The following is a 10,455-nucleotide window of genomic DNA, read 5'->3' as shown; positions in this document are numbered from 1 at the left end:
AAAGAAACTTAATAACAGATAATAAAACGTGACATTATTTAAGACGACAAGTGAAACACTGAATGTTAGCATGTTAACATCGTTCCTGTAGTCGGTGCTGCAAATCTAAATGCACAGCGGGCATGGGTGCCCGAAAGGCCGCATATTCTAAGGAATATCCGGACTTTTGCAAATGACTTTTTCCGGCGCCCATGGCATGCCGTGCAGATTTGCATAGAGAGCCGTCGATAAAAACGGCCAGTCAGCTCCCGCCGAGTGCGGGTTTGCTGTTGATCCTGCGTCCTTGCAGGGTCTGCGCCGGTGCGACGACCGGCGAAGTCCAAGTGTCCTGTCTCACATCTTCGGCATGCCGCCGCCGGGCAACATACCGCCCATGCCGCGCATCATTTTTGCCATACCGCCCTTGGCGGTGAATTTCTTCATCATCTTCTGCATCTGCTTGTGTTGCTTGATCAAGCGGCCGATGTCCTGCACTTGAGTGCCGGAACCCATGGCGATCCGGCGCTTGCGCGAACCGCTGATCAGCTCCGGATCGCGCCGCTCGGCCGGGGTCATCGAGTTGATGATGGCTTCCATCTGTTTGAACTGCTTCTCTGCGGCGTTCTGGGCATTGCCCATTTGCGACAGGTTGACGCCGCCGATGCTCGGCAGCTTGTCCATGAGCCCGCCGAGGCCGCCCATGTTCTTCATCTGCTGCAGCTGATCGCGGAAGTCTTCGAGGTCGAAGCCCTTGCCCTTCTTCAGCTTCTTGGCCAGTTTGTCGGCCTTGTCCTTGTCCAGCGTCGCTTCGGCTTGTTCGATCAGGCTGAGCACGTCGCCCATGCCGAGGATCCGTGAGGCGATACGCTCAGGGTGGAACGGGTCGAGCGCTTCGCTCTTCTCGCCCATACCAATGAACTTGATCGGCTTGCCGGTAATGGCGCGCACCGACAGCGCCGCACCGCCACGGGCGTCGCCGTCGACCTTGGTCAGGATCACACCGGTCAGCGGCAGTGCATCACCGAAGGCCTTGGCCGTATTGGCGGCGTCCTGACCGGTCATGGCATCGACCACGAACAGGGTTTCGACCGGGTTGATCGCGGCGTGCAGCGCCTTGATCTCGCCCATCATCTCTTCGTCGATGTGCAGACGCCCGGCGGTGTCGACGATGACCACGTCGATGAATTTCAGCTTGGCTTCTTTAATAGCCGCATTGGCGATGTCGACCGGCTTCTGGCTCAGGTCGGACGGAAAAAACGTCACGCCGATGTCGTTGGCCAGGGTTTCCAGCTGTTTGATCGCTGCCGGACGGTAGATGTCCGCCGAAACAACCATGACCGACTTCTTCTTGCGCTCTTTAAGGAAGCGCGCCAGTTTGCCGGCGGTGGTGGTTTTACCGGCGCCCTGCAGACCGGCCATCAGAATCACGGCTGGCGGAACGGCACTCAGGTTCAGGTCTTCATTGGCCGCGCCCATCAGGCTTTCGAGCTCGGCCTGGACGATTTTCACGAACGCCTGGCCCGGCGTCAGGCTGCGCGACACCTCGGTGCCGACGGCGCGTTCCTTGACCGAATTGACGAAGTCCTTGACCACCGGCAGCGCGACGTCGGCTTCGAGCAACGCCATGCGCACTTCACGCAGTGTGTCTTTGATGTTGTCCTCGGTCAGCTTCGCCTTGCCGGTGACATGGCGCAGCGTCTGCGAGAGACGGTCGGTTAAGTTTTCAAACATTGCGCGATCCTTTCAGGCCCTGTACGAACCGGGATAATGGCGGCCCAGACCGGCATCAACATGTGCTCGGCGAGCCTGCGGCGTGGGCAGGTCGCGGATTATAGCGAAGACTGCGGCTGGCGGACACCTCGCCGTCAGCTAGCGGAGTCTTTCGTGCCGTGGCGGTTCTATGCCAAACTCAGCGCCTTTCGGGCTCGCCTAACAGGATTTATGCTCCCCTTGTCACCCAGTTTGCTGACCACCCTCGCCGCCGCCCTGCTCTATGCCGCTGCGACCGTCTATCAAAGTACTCGCCTGGCCACCGGCGCCAAGGCGAACAAGCGCCTGCTGGTCAGCCTCGGCATCTTCGCCGTGCTCGCCCACGGCGCCAGCCTGCTCACGCATCTGCTGACCCCGATCGGCCTGGGCCTGGATTTCTTCAGCGCATCGAGCCTGATTGCTGCCGCAGTGATTGCACTGACGCTGATCGCCTGCTCGCGAATCCCGGTGGAAAACCTGCTGGTGCTGCTGTTCCCGCTCGGTGCGATCACGGTATTGCTGGCGCAGTTCGCGCCGACCGGCACGGTACAGATCATCGATGAAGAGCCGGGCATCCTCGCGCACATCCTATTGTCGATCCTCGCCTACGGCATGTTCACCATCGCGGTGTTCCAGGCGTTGCTGCTGCTGGTCCAGGATCATCAGCTCAAGCACAAACACCCGTCAGGGCTGATCAGGAACTTCCCGCCGCTGCAAACCATGGAAAGTCTGCTGTTCGGCTTTCTCTGGGCCGGCTGGACGCTGCTGTCGCTGTCGCTGATTTCCGGCTGGCTGTTCGTCGAGAACCTGTTTGCCCAGCATCTGGTGCACAAGACCCTGCTGGCCTGTCTGGCGTGGATCGTCTTCAGCGTGCTGCTGTGGGGTCGCAACCGTCTGGGCTGGCGTGGCCACAAGGCGATTCGCTGGACCCTCGCCGGTTTCTGCCTGCTGATGCTGGCGTACTTCGGCAGCAAACTGGTTCGTGAATACATTCTGCACATCTGACGGGCGGCATAAATGGACGGTTTGCCCATAGGGCCGATGCTCGCGATATTTGTCCTGCTGATTTTATGGTCAGGGCTGTTTACCGCCGTCGAAATCGCGCAGCAGCACCTGCTCGCGCAACGTATTGCCTCGCGCGCCAGCGATAAACCGCTGGCGAAGCTGAGCTTCCCGCTCGACAGCCTGATCCTCTGCAATACCTTGTGCCGCGCTCTTGCCGTGATCATCGCGACGCTGCTGGCGATTTTTCTCTGCGAAGAAGACGGCCCATGGGCAGCATGCCTGGGCGCCGGAGCCATCCTGCTGGTGTTCGCCGATTATTTCCCGCGCACCGTGGCCCGGCGCTATCCCGACGCTGTGCTGGGGTTCGGCAACGCTTTGCTGGTGGTGCCGATGAAGATCGTCTATCCGCTTGCGTGGCTGTTCAGCCAGGTCAGCGCGCTGCTGATGACCCCGTTCACGCGCAAGGCGCAGGTGGTGCAACAGAGCGAGGACGAACTGCCGACCGATCACGATGATGATCCCGAACATCCCGTGCGCAGCCACCCGGTGTCGGGCATCCATGCGCTGGATAACATCACGGTCAATGACATTCTGGTGCCGCGCAGTGACGTCGATGGCATCAACCTCGACGATTCGATCGAAGAGATCATTGAGCAATTACTACAAAACAAACGCACGCGCCTGCCGGTGTTTCACAGCGACATCAATCAGGTCGAAGCGGTGCTCAACACTCGCCAGATCGGCCACTTGCTCAGCAACGGCGGGCTGACCCGCGACGCGCTGATGAACGCCAGCTACGAGCCCTACTTCGTTCCGGAAAGCACGCCACTGCAACTGCAACTGCTGAACTTTCACAAGCAGCAACGCCGTCTCGGCATGGTCGTCGATGAATACGGCGAGGTGCTGGGCATCGTCACCCTTGAGGATATCCTCGAAGAGATCGTCGGCGAATTCGAAAGCGAACACAGCATCGACAACCCGCATATCCATCCTCAGGCCGACGGGCGCATGCTGATCGATGGTGCCGCGTCGATCCGCGATGTGAACAAATGCCTGGGCTGGCATCTGCCAAGCGACGGTCCGAAAACCCTGAACGGCTTGGTCACCGAAGCGCTGGAAACCATTCCGGAGAGCGCGGTGTGCCTGAAGATCGGGCGTTATCGCCTGGAAATCCTCGAGACCGAGGAGAACCGGGTGAGCAAGGTGTTGATCTGGCTGACCTCCTCGGTGCCTGCTTTAGTGCCCGCCCGATAGAAAATCAAAAGATCGTCCGATCGCGGCCCGGGCCTTCGGCAGCTCCTACCCTGCGATCTTTTGCGCTTGTTTGATCGTTAGCCCCCTTCCTATAATCGAGGCGCTTACCCAAGCGCCGTCGATCCCTGTGCTTACCCGGCACTTCCGGATCCCGACTGTTGCGTTGCAAACCGACGACTGTTCCTACTCGAAACAGCGCTCGCGCCCTACCCCACATCCCTGGGTGTTCGACCATAAAATTCGCTCCACTGGAGCTCATGACTGTCAGGGATCACCGTATGACAACCCATACCGCTTACAGCGAAACCGCGCCTGCCCAGCCGACCAATTCCGCCACCCGCGTGGCCACGGCAAGCTTCATCGGCACCGCCATCGAGTTCTACGACTTCTACGTTTATGCCACTGCTGCGGCGCTGGTGATCGGGCCGGTGTTCTTTCCGCAGACCTCCGGTACGGCACAGATGCTGTCGGCATTTCTCACTTTTGGTATTGCCTTCCTCGCCCGACCACTGGGCTCGGCGCTGTTTGGCCACTTCGGCGACCGCATCGGGCGCAAATCGACGCTGGTCGCTTCGCTACTATTGATGGGCGTCTGCACAACATTGATCGGCGTCCTGCCGGGCTACGACAGCATTGGTGCCTGGGCGCCAATTCTGCTGTGCGTGCTGCGTTTCGGCCAGGGCCTTGGCCTTGGCGGCGAATGGGGCGGCGCGGCGCTGCTGGCTACGGAAAACGCGCCGAAAGGCAAGCGCGCCTGGTTCGGCATGTTCCCGCAGCTCGGCCCATCGATTGGCTTTCTGGCGGCCAACGGTTTGTTCCTGACCTTGGCCATGACGCTGGATGACGAGCAGTTCCGCAGTTGGGGCTGGCGCATTCCGTTTCTGCTCAGCGCAGCGCTGGTGATGGTCGGCCTGTATGTGCGCCTCAAGCTGCACGAAACGCCGGTCTTCGCCAATGCGATCGCCCGTCAGGAGCGGGTAAAAGTGCCGCTGGTCGAGTTGTTCAGCCAATACTGGGCGCCGACGCTGCTCGGTGCGGCGGCGATGGTGGTCTGCTATGCGCTGTTCTATATCTCGACAGTGTTTTCGCTCAGCTACGGCGTATCCACGCTGGGTTACAGCCGCGAAACGTTCCTCGGCCTGCTGTGCTTTGCCGTGTTGTTCATGGCCGCAGCGACGCCATTATCCGCTTGGGCCAGCGACCGTTACGGGCGCAAACCGGTGCTGATCATCGGTGGCGTGCTGGCGATTCTGTCCGGATTCCTGATGGAACCGTTGCTGACGCAGGGCTCGACCTGGGGCGTGGCGCTGTTTCTGTGCATCGAGCTGTTTTTGATGGGCGTGACATTCGCGCCGATGGGGGCGCTGTTGCCTGAACTGTTTCCGACCCACGTGCGTTATACCGGCGCTTCGGCGGCATATAACCTCGGCGGGATCGTCGGGGCCTCGGCGGCGCCGTTCTTTGCGCAGAAACTGGTAGCGATGGGCGGGTTGAGCTATGTCGGCGGGTATGTGTCGGCGGCAGCGGTGTTGAGTCTGATTGCGGTGGTGTGCTTGAAAGAGACGCGGGATAACGATCTGAATCGGGTTGCCTGACGCAAGATCAAAAGCTTCGCGAGCAAGCCCGCTCCCACTGGTTTATTGGTTGGCCACAAATCTTGTGTCCAACCAAATCCCATGTGGGAGCGGGCTTGCTCGCGAATGCCGCGACTCGGTTTACAGCTCTACAACAACCGCCTGCGACGCACGGGTCGCCTTGGCACGTGCAGCCTCAATCGACTCATCCCGTGCCAGCGCCACGCCCATGCGACGCTGGCCGTTCACTTCAGGCTTGCCGAACAGACGCAGCGCGGTATCCGGCTCGCTCAACGCAGCACCCAGATTGGCGAATGCGGTCTGGGTCGATTGCCCTTCGACCAGAATCACTGCCGACGCCGATGGCCCGAACTGACGGATCAGCGGTACCGGCAGGCCGAGAATGGCGCGGGCGTGCAGCGCAAATTGCGACAGATCCTGAGAAATCAGCGTGACCAGACCGGTGTCATGCGGGCGCGGCGAGACTTCGCTGAACCACACCTGATCGCCTTTGATGAACAGCTCGACGCCGAACAGTCCGCGGCCACCCAGCGCTTCAGTCACCGCTTTGGCGACGCGCTCGGATTCAGCCAGAGCAATCGGGCTCATGGCTTGTGGCTGCCAGGATTCCTGATAGTCGCCCTTCTCCTGACGGTGACCGACCGGGGCGCAGAACGTGGTGCCGCCAATGTGGCGCACGGTCAGCAGGGTGATTTCGTAATCGAAATCGATGAAGCCTTCGACGATCACCCGACCTTTGCCGGCGCGACCGCCCTCTTGCGCGTAATCCCAGGCCTTCTGCACGTCATCGACGCTGCGCAGCAGGCTCTGGCCTTTGCCCGACGAGCTCATTACCGGTTTGACGACACACGGGAAGCCGAGGTCTTCAACGGCTTTGCTGTAGTCCTCGAAAGTATCGGCGAAGTGATACGGCGAGGTCGGCAGGTCGAGTTCTTCGGCGGCCAGACGACGGATGCCTTCGCGGTTCATGGTCAACTGCGCCGCACGGGCGGTCGGGATCACGGTGAAGCCTTCGGCTTCCAGCTCGACCAGGGTGGCGGTGGCGATGGCTTCGATTTCCGGCACGATGAAGTGCGGCTTCTCGGCTTCGATCACAGCGCGCAGTGCAGCGCCGTCGAGCATGTTGATCACGTGGCTGCGATGGGCCACTTGCATGGCCGGCGCGTTGGCGTAGCGGTCGACGGCAATCACTTCAACGCCCAGGCGCTGCAGTTCGATTACCACTTCCTTGCCCAACTCACCACAGCCACACAGCAATACGCGGGTCGCGGTTGGCGACAATGGAGTTCCGATACGGGTCATCTCAGGTCCTCAAAGGAAGCGGATCATCGAGGAAAGCCACGCAAGTGCGCTTTCCATGGGGAGAAAGCGCGGCATTTTACATGAACCCGAGGGTTTGGCTTCAGCTGGCGACAGCCTGTTTGCGATCACGCCAGGCCATGATCAGCCAGACTGCGGTGACGCCAGCGAACTTCGAGGCCAGGGCAGTGATGATCACTGGTGGCGTCAAGGCGTCGATCATGCCGAAAAAGATGAAGGTATCCAGCGGAATGCTCAGTGCCGAACTGATCCACAAGCGGTCGCGCAACGGCCGTTTGGTAATGCTGAACACCAGCCAGTCGATGCACTCGGAGACTGCAAACGCCGTAGCGCTGGCCAGCGCAATGGATGGGTCAGAGGTGATGTACGACAGCACCAGCGCCGCCAGCATGGCCACGATTGCGCCATGACCGAAGCGGGTTTGCACCATGTCGCGCAGCACGAACACCAAACCGCCCCAGGCCGACCAGATGATGTCCAAGTGCGGTGCGGTGGAAAAGGCGAAGTTGATCAGCACGACGCTGCTGATGTAGGCGATGAGGAAAATCATGGGGGCGGCCTGTGAATGTGGCGCACAGGTTACTTCAGGCCGTGTTGTGAGCCAATAAGAAGTAGTGAATGTACTGGCCTCTTCGCGAGCAAGCCCGCTCCTACATGAGATCTCATTCCAACTGTGGGAGCGGGCTTGCTCGCGAAAGCGGTGATTCAGGCGCCGGATTTTCCGGGGGTCATCCAAACCAGCCCGCTCGCTTTCGCCCGCTCATGACACAACCCCAGCACCACGCGGCGCTCGTCACCGCTCATGCGGCCCCAACGGGTGATCTCTGCGACCGTGCGCTGGCAGCCGGTGCAAATATCGTCCTCATCCAGCGCGCAGATATTCACACACGGCGAGGCGACTGGTCGTTCAACAGCGGTCATTGTTCTTGCTCGACCAGATCGCGGGCGTAACGCTGCGAGTTATGCACATAGTGCGCGGCGCTGGCTTCAAGCATCTTTTTCTGCGCCTCGGTCAGTTCGCGCACAACCTTGCCCGGCGAGCCCATGACCAGCGAACCGTCGGGAATTTCCTTGCCTTCGCCGATCAGCGAGTTGGCGCCGATGATGCAGTTCTTGCCGATCTTCGCGCCATTGAGAATCACCGCGTTGATGCCGATCAGGCTGTAGTCGCCGACCGTGCAGCCGTGAAGCATCGCGTTGTGGCCGATGGTCACGCCGGTGCCGATGGTCAGCGGATAGCCCATGTCGGTGTGCATCACCGTGCCGTCCTGCACGTTGCTGTTCTTGCCGATGAGGATCAGCTCATTGTCGCCGCGCAACACAGCGTTGAACCAGACATTGGCGCCCTCTTCCAGGCGGACCTTGCCCACCAGCACGGCATTGGGCGCGACCCAGCTCTGTGGATGGGTGTCGACACGGGCGTCGCCCAGGCGGTATTTCATCTTGTTTTCCTCGGGGCTCACGGCCGTTCGAACGACGGCTCAGGTATCGATAAAGCTTTTCGGCGGTCGGTGCAGGCTGATTCTGGCGTCATAGAGCAGGTTGATCAACTCGACGATCATGATTGCCGTCAGGCCCCAGATCTTGTACTCGCCGAAGCGATAGCTCGGCACGTACCAACTGCGGCCCTGATAGTCGATGCGATGGGTGTGCTCGCGCGGGTCCTTGCGGAAGAATTCCAGTGGAACGCTGAAGACGGCGGCGATTTCGGCATCATTTGGCTGGTATTCGACAAAGTCTGGAATCACCCCGACATACGGCGTTACCTTGATGCCGTGCAGGGAAATCAGTGGACTGAGCGGGCCAATGACTTCGACCAGGCCCGGCGGCAAACCGATTTCTTCTTCGGCTTCACGCAGCGCGGTGAATATGAGGTCCGGATCTTCCGGGTCGCGGCGACCTCCGGGGAAGGCGACTTCGCCGCCGTGGGTCGAAAGCCCGCTGGCGCGCAGCGTCAGGACCAGTTCCGGTTCGTCACTGCGGGTGATCGGTACCAGCACGGCGGCTTCGGGAAAACGTGCGTCGGTCTCCAGCGTGCGCGGTGTGTGGTTGCTTACCCTATGCAGTAGCTCGTCCAGCATGAGTGTTCTCGATCGGTGCCTTGCTCCGCATCATGCACCAATCAAAGCGAGCGCCCAAGCCCCTGAAAGCCGCCGTGTCGCGAAACGACAACTTGCCGACCGGCCCCGCTGCACGCCAAGATAGGCGCAGCATTCAGGAACCTCAGCATGAAATTTTGCAGCCACTGCGGTAACCCGGTCACCCAGCGCATTCCCGAAGGCGATTCGCGGCTGCGATATGTCTGCGATAGCTGTCAGACCATTCACTACCAGAACCCCAATATCGTCGCCGGTTGCGTGCCGACCTGGGGTACGAAAGTGTTGCTCTGCCGCCGCGCCATCGAACCGCGTCTCGGTTACTGGACCCTGCCTGCCGGGTTCATGGAAAACGGCGAGACCATCGAGCAGGCAGCCATCCGCGAAACCGCCGAAGAAGCCTGCGCCCGGGTGCGCAACCTGAGCATCTACACGCTGATCGACGTGCCGCACATCAGCCAGGTGCATGTGTTCTTTCGCGCCGAACTGGCCGATCTGGAGTTTGCCGCCGGCCCCGAAAGCCTCGAAGTGCAGTTGTTCGACGAAGCCGACATCCCTTGGGACGAGCTGGCTTTCCGCACGGTCGGGCGTACCTTAGAATGCTTCTTCGCTGATCGGCGCATCGAGAACTACCCGGTGCGTTCGGAATCGATCCCGCCACTGGTGCAGCCGGTCATTGTTGGCTAGAAGATCAAAAGATCGCAGCCTTCGGCAGCTCCTACCTAAAACCTGATTGCGTCACTCCTTGGGGAATCGTTTCAATGCGCTGGTTGCTTGCCTTGTTCTGCCTGTCGTTCGTCAGCGTTTCGCAAGCGTCATTCGTGACCACCGTGACGCCGTCGAATACGCCACTGATCGAAAAAGTCCTGGTACTGAAGTCGGCCCACCAACTGCAGCTGGTTGCCGACGGCAAGCCGCTGAAGACCTACCGCATTTCGTTGGGCAAGGGCGCGAAGAAAGGGCCGAAACTGATCGAGGGCGACAAACGCACGCCGGAAGGTTTCTATTGGATCGACTGGCGCAAGACCAGCGAGAAATTCAACCTGTCGATGCACATCTCCTACCCGAACATCAGCGATGCCGCCCGCGCTCGCCGTGAAGGGGTCGAGCCCGGCGGGATGATCATGATCCACGGCACCCCGGACTCGGAAGACAATCCGGAACAGCTGTTTCACACCCTCGACTGGACCGACGGCTGCATCGCCATGCGCAACGTCGACATGCGTGAAGTGTGGAATCTGGTGCCGGACGGCACGATGATCGAGATTCGTCCGTAACCTCGACCGCTGGTCAGCGCAAAAAAATAAATCAAAAGATCGCAGCCTTCGGCAGCGCCTACAGGGTTGATACCACTTCCCACTGTAGGAGCTGCCGAAGGCTGCGATCTTTTGCTTTTCAACGTCCACCACTAATACCACTTAAGACCACCACCCCCTGAAGCCCCGATATTCGCGGGT

The 10,455-nt window shown here is 60.3% G+C and carries 11 protein-coding genes; 5 read left to right on the top strand and 6 right to left on the bottom strand.

Going from position 1 to position 10,455, the window contains the following annotated elements:
- Window positions 1-333: 333 nt before the first annotated feature.
- Window positions 334-1,710, bottom strand: a complete 1,377-nt coding sequence (gene ffh, locus ACIGDJ_RS21485) for a signal recognition particle protein (protein WP_007967791.1) — start codon at window positions 1,708-1,710, stop codon at window positions 334-336.
- A 210-nt stretch (window positions 1,711-1,920) separates the two neighbouring features.
- On the opposite strand from ffh, the gene ACIGDJ_RS21480 reads away from it, so the two are divergent.
- The 3 genes from ACIGDJ_RS21480 (at window position 1,921) to ACIGDJ_RS21470 (ending at window position 5,582) form a co-directional block, all read left to right on the top strand.
- Window positions 1,921-2,733 carry an inner membrane protein YpjD gene (locus tag ACIGDJ_RS21480; RefSeq protein ID WP_101159359.1) on the top strand — a complete coding sequence of 271 codons (813 nt, stop codon included), beginning with the start codon at window positions 1,921-1,923 and terminating at the stop codon, window positions 2,731-2,733.
- A 12-nt stretch (window positions 2,734-2,745) separates the two neighbouring features.
- Entirely contained in the window at window positions 2,746-3,987 is a 1,242-nt protein-coding gene (locus ACIGDJ_RS21475; RefSeq protein WP_312995443.1) for a transporter associated domain-containing protein, read from the top strand.
- A 278-nt stretch (window positions 3,988-4,265) separates the two neighbouring features.
- Window positions 4,266-5,582, top strand: a complete 1,317-nt coding sequence (locus tag ACIGDJ_RS21470) for an MFS transporter (RefSeq protein WP_101159356.1) — start codon at window positions 4,266-4,268, stop codon at window positions 5,580-5,582.
- 120 nt (window positions 5,583-5,702) lie between these two features.
- Here the strand turns inward: ACIGDJ_RS21470 and purT are convergent, their stop codons facing one another.
- From purT to ACIGDJ_RS21445, 5 genes are all read right to left on the bottom strand, one after another.
- A complete protein-coding gene (purT, locus tag ACIGDJ_RS21465) occupies window positions 5,703-6,884 on the bottom strand; it encodes a formate-dependent phosphoribosylglycinamide formyltransferase (RefSeq protein WP_397479963.1) in 1,182 nt (393 codons plus the stop codon).
- A gap of 100 nt (window positions 6,885-6,984) precedes the next feature.
- Window positions 6,985-7,452 carry a VUT family protein gene (locus tag ACIGDJ_RS21460; protein WP_016771544.1) on the bottom strand — a complete coding sequence of 156 codons (468 nt, stop codon included), beginning with the start codon at window positions 7,450-7,452 and terminating at the stop codon, window positions 6,985-6,987.
- A gap of 155 nt (window positions 7,453-7,607) precedes the next feature.
- Complete coding sequence (locus ACIGDJ_RS21455; RefSeq protein ID WP_397479962.1) at window positions 7,608-7,823, bottom strand: DUF1289 domain-containing protein; 216 nt, start codon at window positions 7,821-7,823, stop codon at window positions 7,608-7,610.
- Window positions 7,820-8,344: a gamma carbonic anhydrase family protein gene (locus ACIGDJ_RS21450; RefSeq protein WP_101159352.1), complete on the bottom strand. Its 525-nt coding sequence runs from the start codon at window positions 8,342-8,344 to the stop codon at window positions 7,820-7,822. The genes ACIGDJ_RS21455 and ACIGDJ_RS21450 overlap by 4 nt, the downstream gene beginning before the upstream one ends.
- A 39-nt stretch (window positions 8,345-8,383) precedes the next feature.
- Entirely contained in the window at window positions 8,384-8,983 is a 600-nt protein-coding gene (locus ACIGDJ_RS21445) for a CoA pyrophosphatase (RefSeq protein WP_039759145.1), read from the bottom strand.
- A 147-nt stretch (window positions 8,984-9,130) separates the two neighbouring features.
- Between ACIGDJ_RS21445 and ACIGDJ_RS21440 the strand changes: the two genes are divergently transcribed.
- Together ACIGDJ_RS21440 and ACIGDJ_RS21435 are read left to right on the top strand one after the other, a co-directional pair.
- Window positions 9,131-9,685, top strand: coding sequence for an NUDIX hydrolase (locus tag ACIGDJ_RS21440; RefSeq protein ID WP_397479961.1), 555 nt, complete (start codon window positions 9,131-9,133; stop codon window positions 9,683-9,685).
- Window positions 9,686-9,759: 74 nt separating this feature from the next.
- Complete coding sequence (locus ACIGDJ_RS21435) at window positions 9,760-10,275, top strand: murein L,D-transpeptidase family protein (protein ID WP_397479960.1); 516 nt, start codon at window positions 9,760-9,762, stop codon at window positions 10,273-10,275.
- Window positions 10,276-10,455 lie beyond the last annotated feature (180 nt).

This window comes from Pseudomonas sp. NPDC079367, assembly GCF_044542195.1.
GTDB lineage: Bacteria > Pseudomonadota > Gammaproteobacteria > Pseudomonadales > Pseudomonadaceae > Aquipseudomonas.
The sequence above is the reverse complement of the archived record's forward strand: the minus strand, read 5'-3'. Positions and strand labels throughout refer to the sequence as shown.